This window comes from Streptomyces sp. NPDC056503 (assembly GCF_042794995.1).
Lineage (GTDB): Bacteria > Actinomycetota > Actinomycetes > Streptomycetales > Streptomycetaceae > Streptomyces.
Genome location: NZ_JBHTST010000032.1, coordinates 1 through 26,665 on the forward strand (window position 1 = coordinate 1; position 26,665 = coordinate 26,665).

Consider the following 26,665-nt stretch of genomic DNA (forward strand, 5'->3'; position numbering starts at 1 on the left):
TTCTCGGTGAGCGCGGCGAGGGCCGCGCTGGTGCGGCTGCTGCCCCGGCACGCGAGCCAGTTCGAACTGGTCCTGACCAGCCGGTCCGAGTCCGGCGACCGGTTCACGGTCTCGGGGTCGACGGGGCGGATCGTCGTCACCGGCAGCACGCCCGCGGTACTGCTGCGCGGGGTGCACTGGTACCTGAGCTACACGGTGGGCGTGGACCTCGGCGCGCCCGGGGACAGCGTCTCGGCGCTGCCGGCCCGGCTGCCCGGTCCCTCCGGCACGATCGCCAAGTCGGCGTCGGTGCCGCACCGCTTCGCGCTCAACGACACGGACGACGGCTACTCGGGCGCGTACCGGGACTGGGACTCCTACGAGCGGCAGATCGACCTCCTCGCCCTGCACGGGGTGAACGAGGTGTTCGTCCAGATGGGTGCCGAGGCGGCGTACCACGCGGCCTTCCAGGAGTTCGGCTACACGAGCGCCGAGCTGCGCGAGTGGATCCCGGGTCCCGCGCACCAGCCGTGGTGGCTGATGCAGAACATGGCGTCGTTCGGCGGCCCGGTCACCGAACAGCTGATCGCACGGCGGGCGGCGCTCGGCAAGCGGGTCGTGAACCGGCTGCGGGAGCTGGGCATGACACCGGTGCTGCCGGGGTACTTCGGCACGGTGCCGCCCGGCTTCACCGAGCGCAACCCGACGGGGCGGGTGGTGTCGCAGGGCCGGTGGATCGGCTTCGCGCGGCCCGACTGGCTCGATCCGCGCGGGCCGCTCTTCCCGCGCGTCGCCTCGGCGTTCTACCGGCATCAGGCGCGGCTGCTCGGCACCACCACCATGTACAAGATGGACCTGCTGCACGAGGGCGGCAACGCCGGTGACGTGCCGGTCGGCGAGGCCGCCGAGCGGGTCATGGAGACCCTGGACGACGCCCGGCAGGGCGCGACCTGGGTGCTGCTCGGCTGGCAGCGCAACCCCAAGGCCGAGCTGCTCGCGGGCGTCGACACCTCGCGGCTGCTCGTGGTGGACGGCCTCTCCGACCGGTACGACGGCCTGGACCGGGAGACGGCCTGGTCCGGAGCGCCGTACGCCTTCGGCACCATCCCCAACTTCGGCGGGCACACCACGATCGGCGCCAACACCTCGGTGTGGACGGACCGCTTCGAGGCGTGGCGCACGAAGCCGGGCAGCGCGCTGAAGGGGATCGCCTTCCTCCCCGAGGCCACCTCCGCCAACCCGGTGGCCTTCTCGCTCTTCACCGAACTGGCCTGGCGGGACGCCCCGGTGGACCACGCCGACTGGTTCGCGCAGTACGCGGCCCGCCGCTACGGCTCCCCCGACCCGCACGCGGCCAAGGCGTGGGAGTGGCTGCGGAAGGGCCCGTACGGCACCAAGTCGAACGGCTGGAGCGAGTCGCAGGACAGCCTGTTCACGGCCCGGCCGAGCCTGACCGTGCGGACCTCGGCGTCCTGGGGCCCGAAGTCGATGCGGTACGACGCGGCGACCGTGGAACGGGCGCTGACCGAGCTGTTGCAGGTGGCGCCGGCGCTGCGGACCACCGACGCGTACCGCTTCGACCTGGTCGACACCGCCCGGCAGGCGCTCACCAACCGCAGCCGGGTGCTGCTGCCGCAGATCAAGGCCGCGTACGAGGCGAAGGACCTGACCGCGTTCCGCGCGCGGGCGGCGGAGTGGCGGGGGTCCCTGACGCTGCTCGACGCGATCCTCGCCACCGACCGGCGGTTCCTGCTCGGGCCGTGGCTGGAGAACGCCCGCTCGTGGGCGCGTTCGGACCAGGAGCGGGCCACCCTGGAGTTCGACGCCCGCTCGCTGATCACGACCTGGGGACACCGGGAGGGCAGCGAGGCGGGGCTGCACGACTACGCCAACCGCGAGTGGTCGGGCCTCGTGTCGGGCTTCTACGCGCCCCGCTGGTCGGCCTATCTGGACACGCTGGAGACCTCGCTGCTCACCGGGCGGGCGCCGGCCGCGATCGACTGGTTCTCCTGGGAGAACGCCTGGAACCTGCGGCGGGACTCCTACCCGGTGACCCCGACGGGCGATCCGGTGGCGCTGGCGACCCGGGTGCGGGACAGCCTGCGCGCCTGACCGGACCGGGCGGCCGAGCCGACGGGTCAGCCGGCCGGCGGTTCGGCGCCCACCAGCCACATGGCGAAGAACTGGGCGCCGCCGCCGTAGGCGTGGCCGAGGGCCCGGCGGGCGCCGTCCACCTGGTGCTCGCCGGCCTCCCCCCGCACCTGGAGGGCGGCCTCGGCGAAACGGATCATCCCGGAGGCGCCGATCGGGTTGGTGGAGAGGACGCCTCCGGAGGGGTTCACGGGCAGGTCGCCGTCGAGTTCGGTGACGCCGGCCTCGGTGAGCTTCCACCCCTCGCCCTCGGCGGCGAAGCCGAGGTTCTCCAGCCACATCGGCTCGTACCAGGAGAACGGCACGTACATCTCGACGGCGTCGATCTGCCGGCGCGGGTCGGTGATCCCGGCCTGCCGGTAGACGTCGGCGGCGCAGTCGACGCCCGCCCTCGGCGAGACGAAGTCCTTGCCGGCGAAGAGGGTCGGCTCGCTGCGCATGGCGCCGCCGTGGACCCACGCGGCGGGGCGGGGCGCCCGGTCCGCGCCCGCCCGGTCGGTGAGGATCATCGCGCAGGCCCCGTCGGAGGACGGGCAGGTCTCCGAGTAGCGGATCGGGTCCCACAGCATGGGGGACGCCTGCACCTTCTCCAGGGTGAGGTCGTGCTCGTGGAGATGGGCGTAGGGGTTCTTCAGGGCGTTGCGGCGGTCCTTGTACGCGACGAGGGAGCCGATCGTGTCGGGGGCGCCGGTGCGCCGCATGTAGGCGCGGACGTGCGGGGCGAAGAAGCCGCCCGCGCCGGCCAGCAGCGGCTGCTGGAAGGGGACCGGGAGGGACAGGCCCCACATGGCGTTCGATTCGGACTGCTTCTCGAAGGCGAGGGTGAGGACGGTCCGGTGGACCCGGGCGGCGACCAGGTTGGCGGCGACCAGCGCGGTGGAGCCGCCGACGGAGCCGGCGGTGTGGACGCGGAGCATGGGCTTGCCGACGGCGCCGAGGGCGTCGGCGAGGTACAGCTCCGGCATCATGACGCCCTCGAAGAAGTCGGGCGCCTTCCCGATGACGACGGCGTCGACGTCCGCCCAGGTCAGCTCGGCGTCGGCGAGGGCCCGCACGGCGGCCTCGCGGACGAGTCCCGCGAGGGAGACGTCGTGGCGGGCGGCGACGTGCTTGGTCTGGCCGATGCCGACGATCGCGACGGGCTCTCTGCTCATCGGGGGTCCCCTTCCAGGACGGCGACCAGGTTCTGCTGGAGGCAGGGCCCGGAGGTGGCGTGGGCGAGAGCGCGGTCGGAGTCGCCCCGGTGGACGGCGGCGGCGGCCTCACCGAGCCGGATGAGCCCGGCGGCCATGACGGGGTTGGCGGCGAGCGGGCCGCCGGAGGGGTTGATCCGGACGTCGTCGCCGAGGCCGAGGGCCTTCGCGAGGACGACCTCCTGGGAGGTGAAGGGGGCGTGCAGCTCGGCGGTGTCCACGGGCCGTTCGAAGAGGCCGGCGCGCTCGGCGGCGAGCCGGGTGGACGGCGAGTCGGTGAGGTCGCGGACGCCCAGGGAGTGGGCCTCGATGCGGTGGTCCATGCCGCGGATCCAGGCGGGCCGCTCGCACAGCTCGCGGGCGCGGTCGCCGGCGGCGAGGATCACGGCGGCGACGCCGTCGCCGATCGGCGGGCAGTCGCCGGCGCGGAGGGGCCGGACGACGTAGTCGCCCTGCGGCCGGGCGCCGGTGACCTGGGCGTACGGGTTGGCGGCGGCGTCCGCGCGGCGGCGGGCCGCGAGCGCGGCGAGGGCCGCCTCGTCGGTGTCGCCGGCGTCGACGAGGGCCTGGGCCTGGAGGGCGGCGAGGGCGACGGAGTCGGGCCAGAGCGGGGCCAGGTAGTACGGGTCGAGCTGGCGGGTCAGCACGTCGCGGACGGAGCCGGGCGAGGACTTGCCGTAGGAGTAGACGAGGGCGGTGTCGGCCTCTCCGGTGAGGAGCTTCACCCAGGCCTCGTAGAGGGCCCAGGCGCCGTCCATCTCCACGTGGGACTCGGAGATCGGCGGCCAGGCGCCGACGCCGTCGAGCGCCATGGTGAAGGAGAAGGCGCGGCCGGCGAGGTAGTCGGAGGAGCCGGAGCAGGTGAAACCGATGTCGGAGGTCTTCAGGCCGGTCCGCCGGAGGACCTCGTGCAGGACGGGCATCACCATCTCGACCTCGGAGAGGTCGTCGGTGCGGCGGCGGTGGTCGCTCTGCGCGAAGGCGACGATGGCGACGTCCCGGGCGGGGGCGCTCATAGCAGCTCCTTGTACGTGTCGTAGTCCGCGTCCGGTTCGCCGGTGGGCCGGTAGTGGTCGGGGTATCGGCCGTCCTCGCTCCACACGGGTTCGACGCGCAGGCCCATGCGGACCCGGTCGTAGGGGATGCCGCCGATCCGGCCGTGCAGGGCGAGGCCGGCGCCGTCGAGGGCGATGTGGGCGTAGACGTAGGGGACTTCGATGTCCAGGTTCTTCGCCTTGATGTTGACGATGCAGAAGGTGGTGACGGTGCCGCGGGGCCCGACCTCCACCTGGTCCGTGGTGGCGACGCCGCAGGTGGGGCAGGCGCCGCGGGGCGGGACGTACACCTTGGCGCAGGAGGGGCAGCGCTCGCCGACCGTCCGGCGCTCGGAGAGCCCGTGGAGGTAGCGGGTCTGGGCGCGGCCGGGGCTGTAGGTGTAGTCGAGGCGGGCGGGAGCGGTGATGCCGGTGACCGGGGCGTCGAACGCGCCGGTGTGGGGGGCGGGTCCGGTGTCCGCGGGTTCGCCCTCGTACGGCTCGAAGCAGGCGATGTCCGTGATGGCGCCGACGCGTTCGGCGGCCCAGCGGATCCGGACGCGCATGCCGGTGCGGACGGCGTCGGGGCCGGGGGCGTCGAGGGCGTGCAGGAGGGCGGTGTCGGCGCCGTCGAGGCGGACGAGGGCCCAGGCGAAGGGGGTGGCGAGGGGCTGGCCGGGGCGGGGCCCGGGGTTCCAGGCCCAGGTGGTGACGGTGCCGGTGGGGGCGACCCGGACGAGTTCGGTGAGCTCGGCGGCGGTCTCGGGGTCGTACTCGACGGGCGGGACCAGTGTCCGGCCGTCCTCGGTACGCACGCCGAGGACCGTGCGCTCGCGCAGTCCGGTGAGGAAGGCGGACTGGACGGGGCCGAGGGAGCGGGTGAAGGGGAACTCGACGACGAGGGGGGCGCTGAGGCGTTCGGGGGGCGAGGGGGGTGAGGGGGTGAGGGTCATGGGCGGTGCCTTCCTGTGGGCGGGGTGGGTGGGGCCGTACGGAGCGGGACGGGGGACCGTACGGAGCGGGGCCGCCGCGCGGGGCTTCCCCGCCCGGTCCTTGCCGTGACCAGGGGCTCGGCCCCCCGGTCACGGGAAGGGCCGGGGCGGGAGAGGTCACTCCCGGCGGTAGACCGCCGGCCGCTTCTCCGCGAACGCCCTGGCCCCCTCCTTGGCGTCGGCCGTGTCGAAGATCGGCCACCCCCGCTTCAGCTCCGCGGCGAGCCCCTCCGTCTCCGTCAGTTCGGCCGTCTCGTAGACGGAGGCCTTCACCGCCTCGACGGCCAGCGGCCCGCACGCGTTGACGCGTTCGGCGAGGTCGAGCGCGGTGTCCAGGGCCCGGCCGTCGGGGACGACCCGGCCGATCAGGCCGATGCGGGCGGCCTCCTCGGCGGTGTACGGGCGGCCGGTGAGGAGCATTTCGAGGGCGTGGGTGCGCGGGATCTGGCGGGGCAGGCGGACGGTGGAGCCGCCGATGGGGAAGAGGCCCCGGCGGACCTCGAAGAGGCCGAACAGGGCGGAGGCGCCGGCGACCCGGATGTCGGTGCCCTGGAGGATCTCCGTGCCGCCGGCCACGCAGGCGCCCTCGACGGCGGCGATGACGGGCTTGCGGGGGCGGTGGTGGCGGAGCATCGCCTTCCAGTGCAGGTCGGGGTCGGCCTTGAGCCGGTCCCGGTAGGCGTCCCCGGCCATGCCCTTGCCGGCGAGGGCCTTGAGGTCCATGCCGGCGCAGAAGGCGCCGCCCGCGCCGGTGAGGACGATCGAGCGGACGGAGTCGTCGGCGTCGGCCTCGATCCAGCCGTCGTGGAGGCCGACGAGCATCGGCAGCGACAGGGCGTTCTTCGCCTCGGGGCGGTTCAGGGTGAGGACGAGCGTGGCGCCTTCGCGCCGCACGGTGAGGTGTTCGGTGCCGGCCATGGGCATCTCCCGTCTCCAGTTCTGGAACAGGTTGCAGGAGTGTCGGGGGCAGTTCAATAGTTTTCTGACACTCAGTCAGATTCTTTGACGCGCCCCCTTCCCACCTCGTCCCCACGGCGCTCTAATGACCGCCCGAGTCCGAACGCGCCGGGGTCAGGAGGAACGGTGGAGTACAACCTTGCCGACCTGTTCGAATCGGTCGTGGACGTGGTGCCGGAGCGCGAGGCGCTGGTCTACGTCGACCACCCGGGGACCGGCGCCGAGCGCCGGCTCACCTACGCCGAACTCGACGAGGCGGCCAACCGGCTGGCCCACCACCTGCTCGACGCGGGCATCCGCCCCGGCGAGCACCTGGGACTCCACCTGTACAACGGCGTCGAGTACCTCCAGACCGTCCTCGCCTGCCTGAAGGCCAGGATCGTGCCGGTGAACGTCAACTACCGTTACGTGGAAGAGGAGTTGGTCTACCTCTACCGGGACGCCGACCTCACCGCCCTCGTGTACGACGCCGAGTTCACGGACCGCGTGGCGGCGGCCCTGCCGCGGAGCGGGAAGCTGCGGCACCTCGTGCGGGTGGGGACCCCGCCCGAGGGGGCCGCCGCCCTGGACTCCGTACCCCTCGAAGAGGCGGAGGCCGCGGCGGCGCCCGGGCGCGGCTTCGCCCCCCGGTCGGGGGACGACCTCTTCGTCATCTACACCGGTGGCACCACCGGCATGCCCAAGGGCGTCCTCTGGCGCCAGGAGGACCTCTTCTTCGCCGGACTCTTCGGCGGCGACCCGTCCGGCGAGCCGGTGAAGCGCCCCGAGGAGCTGGCCGAGCGGGTGGCCGCCGGAGGCGCCGGCATCACCTTCTTCCCCGCGCCGCCGCTCATGCACGGCACCTCCACCCTCACCACCTTCATCGCCTTCAACTACGGCCAGCGGGTGGTGCTGCACCGCAAGTACGTGCCCGAGGAGGTGCTGCGGACCATCGAGAAGGAGAAGGTCTCCAGCATCTCCCTCGTCGGGGACGCGATGCTGCGCCCGCTGATCGACGCGCTCGCCGGACCGCTCCGCGCCACCGACCTGTCCGCGCTGTTCAGCCTCTCCTCCTCCGGCGCGATCATGTCGGAGACCGTACGGGCACAGCTGCGCGAGCTGATGCCGAACGTCATCCTGCTGAACAACTTCGGTTCCACGGAGTCCGGTTCGAACGGCCGGGCCACCGACGACTCGGGCCCGGAGAAGGGCTTCCGGCTGCACGTCAACGCACGCACGCAGGTCGTCGACCAGGCCACGCTCGAACCGGTCGCCGTCGGCGCGATCGGCCGCCTCGCCCAGCGCGGACACGTGCCGCTCGGCTACTACAACGACCCGGTGAAGACTGCGGAGACCTTCTTCGAGCGGGACGGGGTGCGCTGGGTCCTCCTCGGCGACATGGCCACGGTCGACGCGGACGGCGTGGTGACCGTCCTCGGCCGCGGCTCCCAGTGCATCAACACCGGCGGCGAGAAGGTCTACCCGGAGGAGGTCGAACAGGCCCTCAAGTCGCACCCCGACGTGTACGACGCGCTGGTCGCGGGCGTCCCGGACGCGAAGTGGGGCAACCACGTGGCCGCCGTCGTCCAGCAGCGCGAGGGCACGACGCCCCTGGACCTGACGGCCGTCCAGGAGCACTGCCGCCGCCACCTCGCCGGCTACAAGGTCCCCCGCCAACTGGTCCTCGCCGACCGCATCCAGCGTTCGCCGAGCGGCAAGGCGGACTACCGCTGGGCGAAGACGGTGGCGACGGAGGCGGACGCGGCGGGACGCGCGCGCTAGACGGTGCCGAACTCCCTGAGCGCGGCGAGGAATTCGGTGGGGCGGGTGCGGTGGATGAGGTGGCCCGCCTCGATGGTGACCAGACGGGCGCCCGGGATGGCGTCGGCGAGGCCGGTCAGCTGCTCCTGCGGGACGTGGCTGGACGGGCCGCCGGCCAGGATCAGGGTGGGGACCCCGATGGCCGGCAGTCCGGCCCGCCAGGCCGGGTCGGGGGCGTTCAGCTGGGCGTCGGTGGCGGCGACGATCCCCCAGTCGAAGGAGAGGAGGCCCTCGGGGCGCTCGGCCACCGGGCGCGGCGGGTCGAGCGGGAGGAAGGCCGGCGGCTCCTCCAGGACGAGACGGCCGACGAGGGCGGGCGCGCGCTGGGCGAGGAGGTACGCGGCGCCGGCGCCCATCGAGTGGGCGACGACGGTGGCACCGGTGAGACCGAGCGCCTCGATGAAGCCGCCGAGTTCGTCGCGGAAGGCGTCGAAGCCGTACCCGCCCGGCCGGTCGCTCAGTCCGTGGCCGCGCAGGTCCACGGCGTACACCCGGTGGTCGGCGGCCAGGTCCCCGGTGATCCCCTTCCAGGCCCCGGAGGACTCGCCGCGCCCGTGGACCAGGACGAGGGGCGGGGCGCCCTCGGGTCCCGCGACCCGGTAGGCGAGGCGTACCCCGTCGACGGTGACCGTGCGGACGTCGGGGTCGAGGAAGGCGGCGACCGCGCGGACGAAGGCGTCCGGGTCGTCGATCCACGGGTAGTGCCCGGCCCCCGGCTGCACGAACCGTTCGCCCGCCGGGAAGTGCGCCGCGGTCTCGGCGGCCATGGCGGGCGTCGGGCCCGCGTCGTACTCGCCCCCCACCACCAGGACCGGCGCGGTCAGCGCGCCGACCGCCCGGCGGGTGGCCGCCGGGTCGTAGGCGCCGTCGCCGTGGAAGGCCACGGCCGCCTCCCAGCGGGTCGCCCGGGCGCCGTCCGCCGCGTGCGCGCGGGCGGCCGCGTCCCAGCGGCCGTACGAGAAGGGCACGGCGATGTCGTACACCTGAGGCAGCGGCGTTTCCGGGCCGATCCCGTCGAGCGCGGCCCTGGCCTCCGGGTACCAGTCGCGGTCCGCGAAGACCCGGACCGCCCGGTCCCACTCCTCGTCCGTGATCGCGGCACCGAGGGCGCGGGTGACGGAGGCGACGAGGACGAGGGAGCGGATCCGCTCCGGATGCGCGGCGGCGTAGAGGACGGCGAGGTTCCCGGCCGCCGAGTGGCCCAGGAGGTCGACGCGCTCCAGGCCGAGATGGGCACGGAGGGCCTCGACGTCGCCGACCTGCCGGTCGCAGCGGTAGGTGCCGGGGTCGGCCGGGACGGCGCTCGCCCCGGTGCCCCGGGCGTCGAGGAGGACGAGCGCGCGGTGCGCGGCGAGCCCGCCGAGGTTCCCGAGGTAGGCGGCGTCCCGCATCGGCCCGCCCGCCAGGCAGACCAGCGGTTCCCCCTCCCCGTACACCCGGTAGGAGAGTTCGGTCCCGTCATACGTCGTGAACGTCGGCATGATCATGATCCTCTGATGCCGGGGCGCGTCGCGCAATGCGTTTGGCCGGAGACCGGGGCCGTGGCCGGGGGCGCGATACGGTGGGAAGCACCGTCTCCGAGCTGCGAAGGAACCGTTCCACCGTGCCCGACACCCGGGAATCCGCCCTGCGCGGCGACTGCGCGCAGTGCTTCGGTCTGTGCTGTGTGGCGCTGCCGTTCGCCAAGTCGGCCGACTTCGCCGTGACCAAGTCCGCCGGCGACCCCTGCCGCAACCTCCGGGACGACTTCCGGTGCGGGATCCACACCCGGCTGCGGCCGAGCGGCTTCCAGGGCTGCACGGTCTACGACTGCTTCGGCGCCGGTCAGCGGGTGTCCCAGGTGACCTTCGGCGGCGTGTCCTGGCGGGAGGCGCCGGAGACCGCCCGGCAGATGTACGAGGTCTTCCCGGTGATGCGGCACCTCCACGAGCTGCTGCGCTACCTCACGGAGGCCCTGGAGCGGCCCGCCGCCCGCCCTGTCCACGGAGAACTGCGCGCGGCCCTCGGCCGGGTCGAGTCGCTGACCGCGCTGCCGGCCGCCGACCTGGAGAAGCTGGACGTCGGCCCCGTGCGGGCCGAGGTCGGTCCGCTGCTGCTGCGGACCAGCGAGCTCGTCCGGGCCACGGCCGGGGGCAGGCCGCGCGGCCGGCGGGGCGCGGACCTCATCGGCAAGCGGCTGCGCGGAGCGAAGCTGCGGGGCACGGACCTGCGCGGCGCGCTGCTGATCGCCGCCGACCTGACGGGCGCGGACCTCACCCTGGCGGACCTGATCGGCGCCGACCTGCGTGACGCGGACCTCTCCGGGGCCGTCCTGACGGACGCCCTCTTCCTCACCCAGCCCCAGCTGAACTCGGCGCGCGGCGACGCGAGCACCGTCCTCCCCGAGGGCTTCGAGCGGCCCGCGCACTGGACGGCCTGAGCCACCGGACGCCGGCCGACCGGGGAGCGGTCCGGCCTCGACACGCAGGCCGCCCTGGGAGCGGCCCTGGGCATCGCGGTCCTCGGCAGTCTGGGCACGGCCGTCCACCGGGGGACGGTGTCGGTCCCCGAGGGGGTGCCGCCGCGGCCGTCGGAGGCGGTCCTGAGCGGCGCGGACACCGCGGTCGTCGCCGCGCGGGCGCTCCCGGAGGGGGCGGCGGAGCAGGGCGCCCGGGTGCCGGGCGCGGCCCGCGCGGCCTACACGAACGGTCTGCACACCGTCGGTGCCGGCTGCGCGGTGATCGCCGTCGCCTGCGCCGCCCTGGCCGTCACGACCCTCCGCAAGGCCTCCGCGTGACGTCCGGCCGGCCGTCCCCGGGCCTCAGGAGTGGACGTACGGGGTCGTCGTGGTGAGCGGGAGGAAGCCGAGGCGCTGGAGGATGGGGCGGCTGGTGGGAGCCGCGTCGACCTGGACCCAGCGATGACCCCGGGCGGCGGCGACGCGGGCGCGGTGCGCGACGAGGGCACGGTAGAGGCCCCGGCCGCGCCACTCTTCCACGGTGCCGCCACCCCACAGGCCGGCGAAGTCGGTGCCCGGGTAGAGCTCCATGCGGGCGGCGCTCACGGGGGCCTTGTCGGCGAGGGCGAGGACGGCGGTGACGGTGCCGGGGTCGGCGGCCAGCCGGTCCAGGAGGCGGCGGCCGAGGTCGGAACTGTCGGTGCCGAAGGCCCGCTCGTGGACCTCGACCACCTGGCGTACGCCCGCCTCGTCGGTGACCTCGCGGAGTTCGACGCCGTCCGGCAGCGCCACGGGGCCGCCCTGGGCGGACGCCTCCGCGACGAGCAGGGTCTCCGGCTCCTCGGCCTCGAAGCCGGCCGCCACCAGCCGGGCGCCGAGGTCGGCGGGGCCGTCGTGGCCGTACAGCTTCCACTCGAAGGGGACGCCCGCCGCGCGGTAGTGGGCGAGCTGTGCGGCGATGGCGGCGTCGGCGGTCCGCGCGTCGAGCCCGGACCAGAGGACGCCGTTCCAGGCGTGGGCGGGTCCGGTCTGGCGGACGACGGCGCCGGCGCGTTCGACGCGGCAGCCGGGCCCGTCGGGACGGGCCGCCCGCCGCAGCTGCTCGTCGTACAGGTCGAGGAGGTGGTGTGCGAGGTTCATCGGGGCCATTGAAGGCCGCCGTCCGGGCGCGGGCAACGCGTTTTCGCCGGTGGCGGGCAGGGCCCGCCGCTCCGGCGGCCCTCCCCCGCCTCCGCGAGAACCTCCCTCGGGTCCTCGAAGCACCGCCCGTGGTCCGGCGGCGGCTCCGCCGGTCCGGGCGCGGACCGCGGGGCTGCGGGGCTGCGGGGCTGCGAAACTGCGGGGCCCTGGGGGTACGGGGGCCCCGGGGGTGCGGAGGCCCCGGACGGCCCCACGGGTCCCCGGACCCTCGCCCGTGTGCGTACGCCTCCGGAAGCCACCCCTTGGGACGGCGGCGGCGCGCCCACGCGCCGAAGGGCGCCCGGCGGGGAAAAGTGGGGCCCGGCCCTTGCCAAGACCCTCCCCGGGAACGTTTTACTGTCCCCCACACGTATCTACCGAATGATCGGTCGTCCGTTTTCGCGAGGCGTTCGCGCGGCGGCGGCCGGGCGAACGCGGAGGAGTGGCGGAGCATGACGGAACTGCCGGACGGCGGCGAACGGCTCGGGCGCGAGGAGCTGGCGGCGCTCCAGCTGGAGCGGCTGCGGAGCACGCTGCGGCACGCGTACGCGCACGTGGACTTCCACCGGCGCGCCTTCGACGCGGCCGGGGTGCACCCGGACGACTGCCGCTCGCTCGCCGACCTGGCCCGCTTCCCCCTCACCACCAAGGCGGACCTGCGCGACCACTACCCCTTCGGGATGTTCGCGGTCGACCGGTCCCGGATCCGCCGGATCCACGCCTCCAGCGGCACCACCGGCCGGCCGACGGTCGTCGGCTACACGGAGGGCGACCTGGAGGTCTGGGCCGACGTGGTGGCGCGCTCGCTGCGCGCGGCCGGCGCCCGTCCGGGTCACCGGGTCCACGTGGCCTACGGCTACGGCCTGTTCACCGGCGGCCTCGGGGCGCACTACGGCGCCGAGCGGCTCGGCTGCACGGTGATCCCGGCCTCCGGCGGCATGACGGCCCGCCAGGTACAGCTGATCCAGGACTTCGAGCCCGAGATCATCATGGTGACGCCCAGTTACATGCTGACGCTGCTCGACGAGTTCGAACGCCAGGGCGTGGACCCGCGGTCGACCTCGCTCAAGGTGGGCGTCTTCGGGGCGGAGCCGTGGACGGAGGCGATGCGCCAGGAGATCGAGGAGCGGTTCGCCATCGACGCGGTCGACATATACGGCCTGTCGGAGGTGATGGGGCCGGGGGTGGCGCAGGAGTGCGTGGAGACCAAGGACGGCCTGCACATCTGGGAGGACCACTTCTACCCCGAGATCGTGGACCCGGTCACGGGCGAGGTCCTGCCGGACGGCGAGGAGGGGGAACTGGTCTTCACCTCGCTCACCAAGGAGGCCATGCCGGTGATCCGTTACCGCACCCGGGACCTGACCCGGCTGCTCCCCGGTACCGCGCGGCCCGCCTTCCGGCGGATGGAGAAGGTGACCGGCCGCAGCGACGACATGGTCATCCTGCGCGGCGTGAACCTCTTCCCGACCCAGGTCGAGGAGATCGTGCTGCGGACGCCCGCCGTGGCCCCGCACTTCCAGCTGCGCCTGACCCGTGAGGGCCGGCTCGACGCGCTCACGGTGCGGGCGGAGGCGCGCGCCGACGCCACGCCCGAGGAGCGGGCGGAGGCGGCGCGGGCGATCGGGCGGGCGGTCAAGGACGGCATCGGCGTCTCGGTCGCGGTCGAGGTGGTGGACCCGGAGACCCTGGAGCGGTCGGTGGGCAAGATCAAGCGGATCGTCGACCTGCGGAAGGACTGACCGTCCACCGCCCCGGACGGTGCCGAGTACCCACTTTTTTGTGGGTACTTGTCGCCGTCCGGGGCCCGGGAGAGAGTGAGGACGTCCACAGGAACGGCGCCTCACGGATCCGGAGGGAGTGAGTCAGGAGGCAGCGCGTCGCGCCTCGGCCAGACGGTCGAGGTGTCCGTGGCCCCAGTCGGAGAGCGGGGCCAGCACGAGCGAGAGCGCGAGACCCTGCTCGGTCAGCGAGTAGACGGTCTTGGGCGGCACGACGTCGTGCGTCTCACGGTGCACGAGTCCGTCCTCCTCCATCTCGCGCAGGGCCTGGGTCAGCACCTTCTCGCTGATCCCCGGCACCTTCCGGCGCAGTGCGCCGGGCCGGTGCGGCCCCGATTCGAGCAGCCACAGCAGCGTGGTCTTCCACTTGCCGTCGATCACCGAGACCGCGGCGGCCACGCCGCAGGTCCCGCCTTCGCCCTCGTCGAGGCGGATGCGTGCCATCTCGTCCCTCCCCCATCCGTGTGCGGCCGGTGTGCCGCGTCACGTCGCCGTACCCACCCTATTCCGCGTTCTCTGCACAGGAGTTCCCGCATGTCCGTCACCCCTTCGTCCGCCCAGGAACCCGCCCTCCGGCAGCCCGCCGTCACCGTCCTCGGGCTCGGCCCGATGGGCCGCGCCCTGGCCGGCGCCTTCCTCGCGGCCGGTGTCCGCACCACGGTGTGGAACCGTACGCCCGGCCGGGAGGGCGACCTGGCCGAGCGCGGCGCGTCCGTCGCGGCGAGCGCCGCCGAGGCGGTCGCGGCGAGCCCGCTGACCGTGATCTGCCTGGTCAACTACGACGCCACGGACGCGGTGCTGCGCCAGGCCGCGGTCGAGACCGCGCTCAAGGGCCGCGCCCTCGTCAACCTCTCCGCCGACACGCCCGAGCGGGCGCGGGACACCGGGCGGTGGGCCGGGGAGCACGGCGTCCGCTACGTCGACGGCGCCATCATGACGCCGGCCGGCACGATCGGCTCGCCGGACGGTGTCTTCCTCTACAGCGGCCCCGCCGCGACGTACGAGGAGCACCGGGCGGTACTCGACGCGCTCGGCGGCGTCCACACCCACCTCGGCGAGGACGTGGGCCGGGCGGCGGCCTTCGACATCGCGCTGCTCGACGTCTTCTGGACGTCGATGGCCGGCTTCGTGCACGCGCTGGCACTGGCCGGGGCCGAGGGCGTGTCGCCGCGTGAACTGGCGCCGTTCGCGGCCGGGATCGCGCGGATCCTGCCGCCGCTCTTCGACGAGTTCGCCGGGGACGTGGAGGACGGCACCTACTCCGGCGCGATCAACCCGCTGACGTCCGGGGTGTCGACGATGGCGCACGTGGTGCACGCCGCGGAGGCGCACGCCATCGACTCGGGCGTGATGCGGGCGATCGAGGGGCTGGCCCGCCGCACCGTGGCGCTCGGCCACGGCGCGGACGGGTTCTCCCGGGTCGCGGAGGTGCTGCGGCGGCGCTGAGCCGGCGGGTCAGGCGCCCGCGTACCGGTCCCGCAGCTCCCGCTTGAGGATCTTGCCGCTGGCGTTGCGGGGCAGGGCGTCGGCGAAGACGATCCGCTTCGGGGCCTTGAAGGAGGAGAGCGACTGCCGCGCGTGGGCGAGGAGTTCGTCCTCGGTGACCTCGCCGCGCGGGACGACGACCGCGGTGACCGCCTCGATCCAGTGGTCGTCGGGAAGGCCGATGACGGCCGTCTCGGCGACCGCGGGGTGGGTGTAGAGGGCGTCCTCGACCTGGCGGGAGGCGACCAGCACCCCGCCGGAGTTGATGACGTCCTTCACCCGGTCGACGATGGTCAGGTAGCCGTCGGCGTCGCGGACGGCGAGGTCGCCGGAGCGGAACCAGCCGTCGCGGAAGGCCGCGGCGGTCTCCTCCGGCTTGGCCCAGTACCCCTCGCAGAGCTGCGGGGAGCGGTAGACGATCTCGCCGGGGGTGCCGTCGGGGACGTCCGCGCCGTCCTCGTCGACGACCCGGGCCTCGACGTGCCGGACGGGCCGGCCGCAGGAGTCCATCCGGCCCTCGTGCTCGTCGGGGCCGAGGACGGTGGCGAGCGGACCGATCTCGGACTGGCCGAAGCAGTTGAAGAAGGCGAGCCCGGGAAGGTGTCCGCGCAGCCGCTCCAGGACGGGCACGGGCATGATCGAGGCGCCGTAGTACGCCTTGCGCAGCGCGGACAGGTCCCGCTTCTCGAAGCCCGGGTGGTTGGCGAGGGCGATCCACACGGTCGGCGGGGCGAAGAGGCTGTCCGCGCACCCCTCCTCGACGAGCCCGAACAGGGCCTCCGGGTCGGGCCCTTCGAGGAGGGTGCTCTCCGCGCCGACCGCCAGGTAGGGCAGCAGGAAGACGTGCGTCTGGGCGGAGTGGTAGAGCGGCAGCGCGTGCACGGGCAGGTCGTCCTCGGCGAGCCCGAGCGCCTCGATCGCGCTGGCGTACTCGTGGACGAGCGCCCGGTGGGTCATCATCGCGCCCTTGGGGAGGGCGGTGGTGCCCGAGGTGTACAGCAGCTGCACGAGATCGCGGGGATCGCTGTCGGAGTCGTACGGCTCCGGGTCCGCGAGCGCGTCGAGGAGCGAGCCGGGCGCGTCCCGCAGGGCCCGGACCCGTACGCCGGCGGGGATCCGGTCGGCCAGCCCGGGATCGGCGAGGACGAGGGAACTCCCCGACTGGTCCAGGAGGTAGGCGAGGTCGTCGCCGGTCAGGTGGTGGTTGACGGGGACGTGGACGAGCCCGGCGCGGGCGCAGGCCAGGAAGGCGATCAGATAGGCGTCGGAGTTGTGCCCGTAGGTGGCCACGCGGGCGCCGGGCACGAGTCCCGGCTCGCGGCGCAGCACGGCCGCGGCGGTGGAGACGGCGGCGTCCAGCTCGGCGTAGGTCCAGGCGCGGTCCGCGTACCGCAGCGCGGTCCGGCCGGGGACGCGGTCGGCGCTGGCGCGCAGCACGCCGTCGACGGTGCGGGTGAGGAGTCCTCGTTCCATGGCTGGATCCTCTGCGCGGTGGTGCGGCGGGTCAAGTACCGCGGCCCTGCGGCGAGCTGACCGGATCCCTCCCGGCCTCGGATACCGAACGGCATGTTGACAGAGCGAGCGCTTGCTGACTGGATGGCCCAACCGGCTCCGCCCGCAGGCTCGTTGGGAGGCACCTTGCGCATCCGCACCCTCATCCCCCGCCGTTCCCCGGGACGCCTGGCGCTGGCGGGCGCCGCGCTCGCCGCCGTCACCGCGGGCCTGCTGCCCGGATCGGCGGCGGCCGGGACCGGCGGCCCGGACCGGGCGCACCGGCCGTCCGACCGGGGGCTGAGCGCCGTCATCCGGTACACCGAGTACGGCGTGCCGCACATCCTCGCCCAGGACTACGCCGGCCTGGGCTTCGGCACGGGCTGGGCGCAGGCCGCCGACCAGGTGTGCGTGCTCGCCGACGGCTTCGTCACCGTGAACGGCGAGCGCTCGCGCCACTTCGGCGCCTCCGCGGCGCCGGACGGCTCGCTCTCCTCGGCGACCTCCAACCTCTCCAGCGACCTGTACTTCCGGGGCGTGAAGGAGGCGGGCACCGTCGAGGAGCTCCTGCGCGCCCCGGCCCCGGCGGGTCCGAGCCGTGACCTGAAGGAGCTGATGCGCGGGTGGGCGGCCGGGTACAACGCCTGGCTGCGGAGGAACGAGGTCACCGATCCGGCCTGCGCGGGCGCCGCGTGGGTCCGCCCGGTGACGACCCTGGACGTGGCCCGGCGCGGCTTCGCCGTCTCGGTGCTGGGCGGACAGGGCCGCGCGGTCGACGGCATCGCGGCCGCCCGCCCGCCGGCCGCGCCCGCCTCGCAGACCGGGGACGCCTCGCAGACCGGGGACATCGATCCGGAGCGTACGGCGGAGGCGGCGCGGGCGCTGTTCGCGGCGGAGAACGCCACCATGGGCTCCAACGCGGTCGCGTTCTCGGGCGCGACGACGGCGAACGGGCGGGGGCTGCTGCTCGGCAACCCGCACTACCCGTGGCAGGGCGGCCGCCGGTTCTGGCAGTCGCAGCAGACGATCCCCGGCGAGCTGAACGTCTCCGGCGCCTCGCTGCTGGGCACCACCGTCGTCAACATCGGCTTCAACGACAAGGTCGCCTGGAGCCACACGGTGGCCACCGGCGTGCCGATGAACCTGCACCAGCTCACGCTGGTCCCGGGCGACCCGACCGCGTACCTGGTGGACGGGAAGCCGGAGCGGATGACGGCGCGGACGGTCACGGTGGCGGACCGGGACGGCACGCCGGTGACCCGTACCCAGTGGTGGACGCGGTACGGCCCGGTCACCGGCGGGCTCGGCGCGAGCCTGCCGCTGCCGTGGACGGCGACCACCGCGTACGCGCTGAACGACCCGAACGCGGCCAACCTGCGCGGCTCCGACACGGCGCTCGGATTCGCCAAGGCCCGCTCCACCCGGGACGTCGCCGAGACGCTGCGCCGCACCCAGGGCCTTCCGTGGGTGAACACGGTCGCCGCGGACTCCGCCGGGCACACCTTCTTCGGCCAGTCCCAGGTGCTGCCCCGGATCACCGACGAGCTGGCGGAGCGCTGCTCCACCCCGCTCGGCCGGGTCGTCTACCCGGCCTCGGGCGTCGCCGTCCTCGACGGCTCACGGGCGGAGTGCGCGCTCGGCTCGGACCCGGACGCGGTGCAGCCCGGGGTCTTCGGGCCGTCGCGGATGCCGGTGCTCCAGGACGCGCCGTACGCCGTGAACTCCAACGACAGCGCCTGGCTGACCAACGCGGAACGGCCGCTGACCGGGTACGAGCGGGTCTTCGGGACCCTCGCGACCCCGCGTTCGCTGCGGACCCGGGGCGGGATCGAGGACGTGGCCGGGATGGCCGCGCGGGGCCGCCTGACGGTGGCCGACCTCCAGCGGCAGCAGTTCGCCAACCGGGTGCCGGCGGCGGACATGGCGGCGGCGGACGTGGCCGGGGCCTGCCCGGCGGCCCTGCCCGCCGACCCCGAGGCCTGCCGGGTGCTCGCGGGCTGGGACCGCACGATGGACTCGGACAGCCGGGGCGCGCTGCTCTTCGACCGGTTCTGGCGGAAGTTCACGGCCTCGGTGCCGGCGACGCAGCAGTGGAAGGTGCCGTTCTCGGCGGCGGACCCGGTCCGGACCCCGCGCGGGCTCGACACGGGCTCGGCCGGCTTCGCCAAGGCGCTGGCGGACGCGGTGGCGGAGCTGCGTACGGCGGGGATCGCGCTGGACGCGCCGCTGCGCGACCACCAGTTCGTGGTGCGCGGCGGGGAGCGGATCCCGGTGAGCGGAGGGACGGAGTCGCTGGGCGTCTGGAACAAGACGGAGGCGGTGTGGAACGCGGCGGGCGGCGGTTACGTCGAGGTCGCGCACGGCACGAGCCACGTCCAGGCGGTCGGCTGGGACGGCGGGCGCTGCCCGGTGGCGCGCACCCTGCTCACGTACTCCCAGTCCTCGAACCCGGCCTCGCCGCACTACGGCGACCAGACGAAGCTGTACGCGGGCGAGCGCTGGGTGACCTCCCGGTTCTGCGAGAGGGACATCCTGCGCTCGCCCGCGCTGAAGGTGGTGCGGATCAGGGACTGAGGGTCCCCGTCGTCCCGGTCAGGGACCGAACGATCAGGGACTGAACGAGAGGAAGACGAAGGCGGCGAAGATCGCGAGGTGGACGCCGCCCTGGAGGAGCGTAGCCCGTCCGGGCACCACGGTCAGGGCGCTCACCACACCGGTGAGGGCGAGCAGGACCATGTGGAGGGGGCCCAGGCCGAGCACCAGGGGTCCGGACAGCCAGACGGAGGCGAGCGCGATCGCCGGGATGGTGAGGCCGATGCTGGCGATCGCGGAGCCGTAGGCGAGGTTGAGGCTGGTCTGCACGCGGTTGCGGCGGGCTGCCCGCACGGCGGCGAGCGTCTCGGGCAGCAGGACCATCAGGGCGATGACGACACCGACGACGGCCTTGGGCAGACCGGCGGACTGCACGCCGTCCTCGATGGTCGGGGAGATCACCTTGGCGTTGCCGACGACGGCGACGAGCGCGACGAGGAGCAGGCCGAGGCTGGTCCACATGGCGGCCTTGGTCGGCGGGTCGGCGTGGTCGTCCTCCGAGCACTCCTGGCCCTCGGGGGTGACGGGGAGGAAGTAGTCGCGGTGGCGGACCGTCTGCACGGCGACGAAGACGCCGTACAGGCAGAGCGAGGCGACGGCGGCGAAGGCGAGCTGGGCGGTGGAGAACTCCGGGCCGGGGTGGCTGGTGGTGAAGGTGGGGAGCACCAGCGTCATGGTGGCGAGGGTGCAGACCGTGGCGAGCGCGCCGCCGGAGCCCTCGGCGTTGAAGACCGCGACCCGGTTGCGGAGCGCGGCGACGAGGAGCGAGAGGCCGACGATGCCGTTGCAGGTGATCATGACGGCGGCGAAGACGGTGTCGCGGGCGTAGGTCGCCGTCTTCTCGCCGCCTCCCGCCATGAGGCTGACGATGAGTCCGACCTCGATGACGGTGACGGCGACGGCCAGGACGAGCGAGCCGAAGGGTTCGCCGACCCGGTGGGCGATCACCTCCGCGTGGTGGACGGCGGCGAGCACCGCGGCGACGAGGCAGAGCGCGACGAGGACCACGGCGAGGCCCGGTAGGTCACGCCCCCAGGCGAAGACCAGCGCAAGCAGAGCCACCACCGGCCCCCACGTGGTCCACTCCCGGGTCAACGCCTTGGTGCTCGAACTCATCATCTTCTTCCTGCCCTGAGGGGCCTCGGCTCCCGCCGTGGGAGGCCGCGGCCCGTTTCCGTCATTCTTCTGCGTCGGCCAGACCGTGCTCGTACGCGGCGAGGGTGTCGATGAACATCCGCCGTTCGGCCGGTCCCAGGGGGGCCAGGGCCGCTCGCCAGGCGCCGGCGCTGCGGCCGAGCCAGCCGTCGATGGCGCTCCGGCGCTCCTCCGCGATCGACACGATCTTCCGCCGGCGGTCGGCGGGGTCCTCGTGCCGTTCCAGGACCCCCTTCTTCGCGAGGTCCCCCACCATCAGGCTGACGGTGGTGGGCGCGACCCCCAGCAGCGCGGCCAGTTCGTTGACGCTCTGGGGGCCGTCGAAGAGGAGATAGGCGAGCAGGGAGAGGTGACGGGGCGCCAGCGTCAGCGACGCCAGCTCCTCCGGCACCTTGATGCGCTTGACCCGCCCCACCATCCGGGGCATGAGCAGCAGCAGCGTACGGACGGCGTCGTCGACGTCCGGTCCGGCGGCCCCGCTCCCCTCGCGCTCGGTTGACACCCTGAACCCTCCGATTTAGCTTTGCTTTCAAAGCAAATAGATCTGTCGTGATCGATGCTACCGGAGGGCACAGCCATGTCCGCGTTCAATCAGCAGGTCATCGAGGAGTTCCGGGGCAACGGCGGCCGGGTCGGCGGCATGTTCGAGGGCGCCGACCTCCTCCTGCTCACCACCCGGGGAGCCCGCAGCGGCCGGGAGCACACCACCCCGGTGGTGTACGTACGGGACGGGGCGCGGCTGCTGGTCTTCGCGTCGAACGGCGGGGCACCCCGGCACCCCGCCTGGTTCCACAACGTGCGCGCCGAACCGCGCGTGACCGTCGAGCTCGGCACGCCGGACGGGACGGTCGACCGCTTCGAGGCGGAGGCGGTGGCCGCCGAGGGCGTGGAACGCGACCGCCTCTACGCCGAACAGGCCCGCCGCGACCCGGCGTTCGCCGCCTACCAGGCCGGCACCACGCGACCGATCCCGGTCGTCGCCCTGCGCCGCACCACCGGCATCGCCGACCCGTCACGGCACGCCGCGATAGCCGCCCACCTGGTGAAGGTCCACGACGAACTGCGCGCCGAACTGGCCGCGCTCCGCCGGCACGCGCGCACCGGCACCCCCCGGCTCGAAGGGGAACTCGCCCGCCACTGCCTCGCCTTCTGCGGCGCCCTGCACACCCACCACACCGGCGAGGACGGCGTCTTCGACCTCCTCCAGGAGCAGTTCCCGCACCTGGCCGAGGAGCTGGAGCGGATGCGGGAGGAGCACCGGACGGTCGCCCGCACGCTGACCACGCTGGAGGCCCTGCTCACCTCGGACACGCCCTCGGACACACCCCCGGACCGCCTGCGCGCCGAGCTCGACCGGCTGGCGGACGACCTGGAGGCCCACTTCGCGCGCGAGGAGGCCGCCCTGCTGCCCGCCCTCACGGGCGCGCGGGCGACCCGTGCGTGACCGGCCGGATCCGGGGTAGACGCAGTAATCGCGGAGTACCGGCGCGACCCGAACACAGGTTCCGAGGTGAGCGGACATGGCCGGCGGCAAGAAAGCCAAGAACATGGCGAAGAACGCCAAGGGCAAGGCCAAGGAGGCCACGGGCAAGGCCGTGGGCAACACGTCCATGGAGATGAAGGGCAAGGCCGAGCAGGCTGCGGCCGACGCGAGGCAGGCCGGTGAGAAGGGGAAGGACGCCATGAAGCACTGACCCCCTCATCGGGACCGGGCCGGCGGCGAAACCGCCGGCCCGGAGGTGTGACGGGGGCGCGCCTGGGGAGGGGGCGGGGTGCTCCAGGGGTGGATGGCGGCGAGAAGCGGGCGGCGCCGGTCGGTCGTCCAGGGAGCCGGGGGGACGGGCCCTGGAGAACCGTGCCGTCAGCCTCGGCGTAGTCGGCGGCCACTTCCAGGCCGTCGGCACGGACACGGCGGACCGCCCGGGCCCTCCCCCGGCTGCGCCGCGCCGTCGCACGCGACCTGACCCTGTGCGGACCATGCCGGGACCGGGTGCTCGGCCGGGCGACACGCTTCATCGACCTCGGCTTCTTCCACGCGGGCGGCGACCGCCACGCACGGGAGAACGCCGCCGGGCCGGGAAGCCACCCGGGGCACGGTCGAAGGCGGTGCGGCGGGCGGTGCGCGAGGTCGGCGACCGTCTCCCCGGCGCTGAAGCGGCTCGGCGAGGAGGCGGGCGGGGCCATCCGGGGCACGGTGGAGCGGCTGCCGGAGCCCTGAGGCGGGCGTCAGTCGTCCGGCCCGTCCTCGGCGCCGTCCACCGCCGTGTCGACGTGCATCGCCGCCTCCTCGGCCGGGGCGGCGCCGTCGTCGGGCCCGACGTCGCGGGCCACCGCCCTGTCGATGTGGCCCGGTCCCGCGGCGTACGGGGCCAGCCGGCCCGCCCGGGTGGCCCCGGCCTCGTCGTCTACGGGCTCTCCGGCTCCTTCCGGCAGGTCTCCGATGCCGTCGCCCGCGGGCGGCCGGCCCTCCGGCTCCTCCTGGCGCAGCCGGGCGTCGAGCGGTTCGCCCTCCTGCTGCTCCCGCTGCGTGGTGCCATGGCGGGTGACGCCCAGGGGGCGTTCGGGCGGGGAGTATCCGGGGGCGCTCATGTCGTCCAGGGGGTCGGTCGCGAGCGCGTTCTCCGGATCGAACTCGCCGGAGGGGCGGTCGGCCACGTCGGAGTGGGCGGGCTGGTAGACGTCGTCGGCGCGGCTTCCGTCCTGGTCGCCGGGCGTGGTCGGCTGGTCGGCGCGGGCCATGGCGGGGCTCCCTTGGTCAGTCAGTCGGTCGCGAGGATGATCGCGTACGCGAGGAAGAACAGGGCGCAGAGGACGACCACCACCCACATCACCAGGAGGGGGCCCTTCGTCCAGCCACGGCTGAGCGGCCGGTACGGTCCGGTCGCCGTTCCCGTACCGGACTCCGCCGGGGGCGTCTCGCCCGGGTGGACGCCTCCGGCGGCACCGTCGCCGGTGGCGTGCCAGGGGCTCTGGCGGGGGTTCGGGTCGGGGTTGCTCGGGCCGGGATTGCTCGGTGTGCTGGTCATGACGTCCGCCTCCCTGTGACGCGGGGTCCGTGGGGGCTCGGGGTGCGGGTGGGGCACGGCCGGGAACGCCGTCAACGGGCCGCACGGGCCTTGATGAAGGTCATGTCCCGCGACTTGCCGCCACCGTCGCACCCGAAACGCGGCTCGGCCGACGAGCCGGGTGCCGGCCGTCGGGCCGGTCGCGCGCGGCGTCGGCCCCGGCCGCGGATCATGGATCCAGAATCATGGATCCGGGATCCGGGATCCGGGATCCGGGATCCGGGATCCGGGATCCGGGATCACTCGTCGGCGCTCGGGACATCCAGTGGGCTCTCCGGCGCGCTCGAACTCCTCGAAGAGCTTCTCCACGGCTTGTGGTCCTCGCGCAGCAGCACGATCCCGTCCATCACGGGCCCCTTCCGTCGCGGTCGGCCGCCTGCCGGTCACCCGGGCGGTCCGCCTCCGCGTCTGCCCCGCCCGGGACCCTCCAACCGGCCTCGCGTCCGTACCGCCCGGGGGCGCGCCGTCACAGGGGCCGCTCGTGCCCCTCCCAGTACGGGTCGCGCAGCCGGCGCTTGTAGAGCTTGCCGTTGGGGTCGCGGGGCATCACGGCGATGAAGTCGAGCGACTTCGGGCGCTTGAAGCCCGCCAGGTGGTCGGCGCAGCGGGCCAGGATCTCCTCGGCGAGCGCCGGGCCCTCCTCGTACCCCTCGGCGGTCTCGACGACCGCCTTCACCTCCTCGCCCCAGTCGGCGTGCGGGACGCCGAAGGCGGCGGCGTCGGCGACGGCGGGGTGGGCGAGGAGCGCGGCCTCGATCTCGGCGGGGTAGATGTTCACGCCGCCGGAGATGATCATGTCGATCTTGCGGTCGCGGAGGTAGAGGTAGCCGTCCTCGTCGAGATGGCCGAGGTCGCCGACGGTGAAGAAGTCGCCGACGCGGCTCTTCGCCGTCTTGGCCTCGTCCTTGTGGTACTGGAAGCCGCCGGTGTTCATCTTCAGGTAGACGGTGCCGAGTTCGCCGGGCGGGAGCGGGGCGCCGTCGTCGTCGAGGATCGCGAGCTCGCTGATCGGCCAGGCGCGGCCGACCGTGCCGGGCCGTTTCAGCCACTCCTCGGCGGTGGCGAAGGCTCCGCCGCCCTCGCTGGCCGCGTAGTACTCCTCCACGCACCCGCCCCACCAGGCGATCATCGCCCGCTTGACGTGTTCGGGGCAGGGCGCGGCGCCGTGGATGGCGTGCCGCATCGAGCTCACGTCGTACCGCTCGCGGGTCTCCTCGGGGAGGGCGAGGAGCCGGTGGAACTGGGTGGGGACCATGTGGGTGTGGGTGCAGGCGTACGCGTCGATCAGCCGCAGCATCTCCTCCGGGGCCCACTTGTCCATGAGGACCAGCGGGTGCCCGATGTGGAGCGAGGCGGCCGCGAACTGGAGGACGGCCGTGTGGTAGAGCGGCGAGCAGACGAGGTGCACGTTCGCGTCGAAGGGCCGGATGCCGAAGATGCCGAGGAAGCCGCCGAGATGGGACTCCTCGGGGAGCCGGCCGGACAGCGGGCGCCGGATGCCGCGGGGGCGTCCCGTGGTGCCCGAGGTGTAGTTCATGACCCAGCCGAGCGTCCGGTCGCCGGGTGCCGACTCCGGCCGGCCGTCGAGGAGTTCGGCGTACGGGCGGAAGCCGGGGACCGTACCGACGGCGTACCGGTGGCTCGTCGCGAGCCCGGCCTCGTCGGCGGCGGTGCCGGCCGCCTCGGCGAAGCGCTCGTGGGCGATGAGGACCTTGGCGCCGGAGTCGGCGACGATCCAGGCGATCTCCGCGCCGACGAAGTGGTGGTTGACCGGGACGAGGTAGAACCCGGCCTGGGTGGCGGCGAGATGGGCGGTGAAGAACTCGACGCCGTTGGGCAGGACGACGGCGAAGGAGTCACCGCGTTCGAGACCGGCCGCGCGCAGCCCGTGCACCATGCGGTTGGCGGCGGCCAGCAGCCGGCCCGCGGACCACTCCTCGCCGTCCGGCGCCACCAGCGCCGTACGGTCCGGGTCGGCGGCCGCCTGGGCCCAGAAGCCGTTGGGGGCACCCGTGTCGCTCACGACTCGCTCCTTCCGGCGATCCGGTTGATCCGGTCGACTGCCTTCTCGAACCCCCGGGTCAGCTCGTCGACGACCTGCTGGACGCTGCGCTCGGAGTTCATCCGGCCGACGATCTGCCCGACGGGGGTGCCGAGCAGCGGATCGACCTCGTACTTCTGGATCCTGGACACGGCCTCCGCGACCAGCAGGCCCTGGAGCGGCATCGGCAGCGGGCCCGGCCCGGCCGGATCCTCCCAGGCGTCGGTCCACTCGGTGCGGAGCTGCCGGGCCGGCTTGCCGGTGAGCGCCCGGGAGCGGACGGTGTCGCCGGAACCGGCGGCGAGCAGCTTCGCGGTGAGGGCGCGCGAGTGGAGCTCGGCCTCGGTGGTGGTGAGCCAGATCGAGCCCAGCCACACGCCCTGGGCGCCGAGCGCGAGTCCGGCGGCGATCTGCTCGCCGCCGCCGATGCCGCCGGCGGCGAGCACGGGGAGCGGCGAGACGGCGTCCACGACCTCCGGGGTGAGCACCATGGAGGCGATCTCTCCGGTGTGGCCGCCGGCCTCGTACCCCTGGGCGACGACGATGTCGATGCCCGCCTCGGCGTGCCGGCGGGCGTGCCGGGCGCTGCCGGCGAGCGCGGCGACGAGCACGCCGTGCTCGTGCGCGCGGGCGACGACGTCCGGCGGCGGGGAGCCGAGGGCGTTGGCGAGCAGCTTGACGGGGTAGTCGAAGGCCACGTCGAGCTGGCCGCGGGCGACCTCCTCCATCCAGCCGGTGATCCGCCAGCCCGAGGCCTCGCCCTCGGCGAGTTCGGGCACGCCGTGCTTGGCGAGGACCGACCGGACGTACTCCCGGTGCCCCGCGGGGATCATGGCCTCGACGTCGGCCTCGCTGACGCCCTCGACCTTCTTGGCGGGCATCACGACGTCGAGCCCGTAGGGCCGCCCGTCGGTGTGCTCCTGCATCCAGTCGAGGTCGCGGGCGAGGTCGTCGGGGGCGGTGTAGCGGACCGCGCCCAGGACTCCGAAACAGCCGGCCCGACTGAGGGCGGCGGCGACCGCGGGGAAGGGCGTGAAGCCGAAGATGGCGTGCTCGATCCCCAGTGTGCGACTCAGCTCCGTCTCCATGGGCGGCAGGATGCCGCAGCGGGGCGGTGGAGGGAAGAGGTTTTCTGATGGATCGTCAGATTCTTTGACGAGGGGACGGCGAGGAGACGACGGGGGGACGACGGGGGACGACGGAGGACGACGGGGGTTCGGTGCGGGCGCGGAGGGGCCGGGTCGGGGAGGGTGGGGGTGTACGTGCGGGCCGTGCGTGGGCGGCGGTGTGCGTGCGGCGTGTGCGGGTGCGTGTGCGGGTGCGTGTGCGTGTG

The 26,665-nt window shown here is 74.1% G+C and carries 23 protein-coding genes; 9 read left to right on the forward strand and 14 right to left on the reverse strand.

Annotated features, from left to right (window positions below; genetic code table 11):
- Positions 1-2,091, forward strand: a 2,091-nt coding sequence (locus ACFQ8C_RS12580) for an alpha-N-acetylglucosaminidase (RefSeq protein ID WP_383455510.1), incomplete at its 5' end; no start/stop codon positions are given.
- 26 nt (positions 2,092-2,117) lie between these two features.
- On the opposite strand, the gene ACFQ8C_RS12585 is transcribed toward ACFQ8C_RS12580, so the two are convergent.
- The 4 genes from ACFQ8C_RS12585 to ACFQ8C_RS12600 all read right to left on the reverse strand — a co-directional run bounded on the left by ACFQ8C_RS12585 (position 2,118) and on the right by ACFQ8C_RS12600 (position 6,267).
- Positions 2,118-3,284 carry a thiolase domain-containing protein gene (locus ACFQ8C_RS12585; protein ID WP_383455512.1) on the reverse strand — a complete coding sequence of 389 codons (1,167 nt, stop codon included), beginning with the start codon at positions 3,282-3,284 and terminating at the stop codon, positions 2,118-2,120.
- The gene (locus tag ACFQ8C_RS12590; RefSeq protein WP_383455514.1) at positions 3,281-4,339 is read right to left on the reverse strand and encodes a thiolase domain-containing protein; all 1,059 of its coding nucleotides are present in this window, start codon (positions 4,337-4,339) and stop codon (positions 3,281-3,283) included. The genes ACFQ8C_RS12585 and ACFQ8C_RS12590 overlap by 4 nt, the downstream gene beginning before the upstream one ends.
- Complete coding sequence (locus ACFQ8C_RS12595; RefSeq protein ID WP_383455517.1) at positions 4,336-5,310, reverse strand: Zn-ribbon domain-containing OB-fold protein; 975 nt, start codon at positions 5,308-5,310, stop codon at positions 4,336-4,338. The genes ACFQ8C_RS12590 and ACFQ8C_RS12595 overlap by 4 nt, the downstream gene beginning before the upstream one ends.
- A 156-nt stretch (positions 5,311-5,466) precedes the next feature.
- Entirely contained in the window at positions 5,467-6,267 is an 801-nt protein-coding gene (locus ACFQ8C_RS12600) for a crotonase/enoyl-CoA hydratase family protein (protein WP_383455520.1), read from the reverse strand.
- 165 nt (positions 6,268-6,432) lie between these two features.
- On the opposite strand from ACFQ8C_RS12600, the gene ACFQ8C_RS12605 reads away from it, so the two are divergent.
- Positions 6,433-8,067 carry an acyl-CoA synthetase gene (locus ACFQ8C_RS12605; RefSeq protein WP_383455523.1) on the forward strand — a complete coding sequence of 545 codons (1,635 nt, stop codon included), beginning with the start codon at positions 6,433-6,435 and terminating at the stop codon, positions 8,065-8,067.
- On the opposite strand, the gene ACFQ8C_RS12610 is transcribed toward ACFQ8C_RS12605, so the two are convergent.
- Positions 8,064-9,587: an alpha/beta fold hydrolase gene (locus ACFQ8C_RS12610; protein ID WP_383455526.1), complete on the reverse strand. Its 1,524-nt coding sequence runs from the start codon at positions 9,585-9,587 to the stop codon at positions 8,064-8,066. The two genes, ACFQ8C_RS12605 and ACFQ8C_RS12610, sit on opposite strands and share 4 nt — an antisense overlap.
- Before the next feature lie 122 nt (positions 9,588-9,709).
- On the opposite strand from ACFQ8C_RS12610, the gene ACFQ8C_RS12615 reads away from it, so the two are divergent.
- Both ACFQ8C_RS12615 and ACFQ8C_RS12620 read left to right on the forward strand, forming a co-directional pair.
- A complete protein-coding gene (locus ACFQ8C_RS12615) occupies positions 9,710-10,525 on the forward strand; it encodes a pentapeptide repeat-containing protein (RefSeq protein ID WP_383455529.1) in 816 nt (271 codons plus the stop codon).
- Positions 10,526-10,642: 117 nt separating this feature from the next.
- On the forward strand, positions 10,643-10,882 hold the full coding sequence (locus ACFQ8C_RS12620) for a hypothetical protein (protein ID WP_383455532.1): 240 nt from the start codon (positions 10,643-10,645) through the stop codon (positions 10,880-10,882).
- Between the two features lie 24 nt (positions 10,883-10,906).
- On the opposite strand, the gene ACFQ8C_RS12625 is transcribed toward ACFQ8C_RS12620, so the two are convergent.
- Positions 10,907-11,683, reverse strand: coding sequence for a GNAT family N-acetyltransferase (locus ACFQ8C_RS12625; RefSeq protein ID WP_383455534.1), 777 nt, complete (start codon positions 11,681-11,683; stop codon positions 10,907-10,909).
- A gap of 491 nt (positions 11,684-12,174) precedes the next feature.
- On the opposite strand from ACFQ8C_RS12625, the gene paaK reads away from it, so the two are divergent.
- Complete coding sequence (gene paaK / locus ACFQ8C_RS12630) at positions 12,175-13,464, forward strand: phenylacetate--CoA ligase PaaK (protein ID WP_383455536.1); 1,290 nt, start codon at positions 12,175-12,177, stop codon at positions 13,462-13,464.
- A gap of 123 nt (positions 13,465-13,587) precedes the next feature.
- Here paaK and ACFQ8C_RS12635 read toward each other — a convergent pair whose 3' ends face one another.
- Positions 13,588-13,947 carry a winged helix-turn-helix transcriptional regulator gene (locus ACFQ8C_RS12635; RefSeq protein WP_383455539.1) on the reverse strand — a complete coding sequence of 120 codons (360 nt, stop codon included), beginning with the start codon at positions 13,945-13,947 and terminating at the stop codon, positions 13,588-13,590.
- A gap of 18 nt (positions 13,948-13,965) precedes the next feature.
- Here ACFQ8C_RS12635 and ACFQ8C_RS12640 point away from each other — a divergent pair, with 18 nt between their 5' ends.
- A complete protein-coding gene (locus ACFQ8C_RS12640) occupies positions 13,966-14,949 on the forward strand; it encodes an NAD(P)-dependent oxidoreductase (RefSeq protein ID WP_383455541.1) in 984 nt (327 codons plus the stop codon).
- 9 nt (positions 14,950-14,958) lie between these two features.
- On the opposite strand, the gene ACFQ8C_RS12645 is transcribed toward ACFQ8C_RS12640, so the two are convergent.
- Positions 14,959-16,461: a fatty acyl-CoA synthetase gene (locus ACFQ8C_RS12645; RefSeq protein ID WP_383455544.1), complete on the reverse strand. Its 1,503-nt coding sequence runs from the start codon at positions 16,459-16,461 to the stop codon at positions 14,959-14,961.
- Between the two features lie 165 nt (positions 16,462-16,626).
- Here ACFQ8C_RS12645 and ACFQ8C_RS12650 point away from each other — a divergent pair, with 165 nt between their 5' ends.
- Positions 16,627-19,053 (forward strand): penicillin acylase family protein, encoded by a 2,427-nt coding sequence (locus tag ACFQ8C_RS12650; protein ID WP_383455545.1) that lies wholly within the window; start codon positions 16,627-16,629, stop codon positions 19,051-19,053.
- Between the two features lie 33 nt (positions 19,054-19,086).
- Here the strand turns inward: ACFQ8C_RS12650 and ACFQ8C_RS12655 are convergent, their stop codons facing one another.
- Positions 19,087-20,187, reverse strand: a complete 1,101-nt coding sequence (locus ACFQ8C_RS12655) for a calcium:proton antiporter (protein WP_383455548.1) — start codon at positions 20,185-20,187, stop codon at positions 19,087-19,089.
- 61 nt (positions 20,188-20,248) lie between these two features.
- Positions 20,249-20,653, reverse strand: coding sequence for a MarR family winged helix-turn-helix transcriptional regulator (locus ACFQ8C_RS12660; RefSeq protein ID WP_383455634.1), 405 nt, complete (start codon positions 20,651-20,653; stop codon positions 20,249-20,251).
- Between the two features lie 150 nt (positions 20,654-20,803).
- On the opposite strand from ACFQ8C_RS12660, the gene ACFQ8C_RS12665 reads away from it, so the two are divergent.
- Positions 20,804-21,670, forward strand: a complete 867-nt coding sequence (locus ACFQ8C_RS12665; protein ID WP_383455551.1) for a nitroreductase/quinone reductase family protein — start codon at positions 20,804-20,806, stop codon at positions 21,668-21,670.
- Between the two features lie 76 nt (positions 21,671-21,746).
- The gene (locus ACFQ8C_RS12670; protein ID WP_383455554.1) at positions 21,747-21,920 is read left to right on the forward strand and encodes a CsbD family protein; all 174 of its coding nucleotides are present in this window, start codon (positions 21,747-21,749) and stop codon (positions 21,918-21,920) included.
- 532 nt (positions 21,921-22,452) lie between these two features.
- On the opposite strand, the gene ACFQ8C_RS12675 is transcribed toward ACFQ8C_RS12670, so the two are convergent.
- The 4 genes from ACFQ8C_RS12675 to ACFQ8C_RS12690 all read right to left on the reverse strand — a co-directional run bounded on the left by ACFQ8C_RS12675 (position 22,453) and on the right by ACFQ8C_RS12690 (position 26,420).
- Positions 22,453-22,965, reverse strand: coding sequence for a DUF5709 domain-containing protein (locus tag ACFQ8C_RS12675; RefSeq protein ID WP_383455557.1), 513 nt, complete (start codon positions 22,963-22,965; stop codon positions 22,453-22,455).
- Between the two features lie 20 nt (positions 22,966-22,985).
- A complete protein-coding gene (locus ACFQ8C_RS12680) occupies positions 22,986-23,252 on the reverse strand; it encodes a DUF6480 family protein (protein ID WP_383455560.1) in 267 nt (88 codons plus the stop codon).
- A gap of 505 nt (positions 23,253-23,757) precedes the next feature.
- Positions 23,758-25,314 carry an acyl-CoA synthetase gene (locus ACFQ8C_RS12685; RefSeq protein WP_383455563.1) on the reverse strand — a complete coding sequence of 519 codons (1,557 nt, stop codon included), beginning with the start codon at positions 25,312-25,314 and terminating at the stop codon, positions 23,758-23,760.
- Positions 25,311-26,420, reverse strand: a complete 1,110-nt coding sequence (locus ACFQ8C_RS12690; RefSeq protein ID WP_383455566.1) for an NAD(P)H-dependent flavin oxidoreductase — start codon at positions 26,418-26,420, stop codon at positions 25,311-25,313. The genes ACFQ8C_RS12685 and ACFQ8C_RS12690 overlap by 4 nt, the downstream gene beginning before the upstream one ends.
- Between the last annotated feature and the right edge of the window lie 245 nt (positions 26,421-26,665).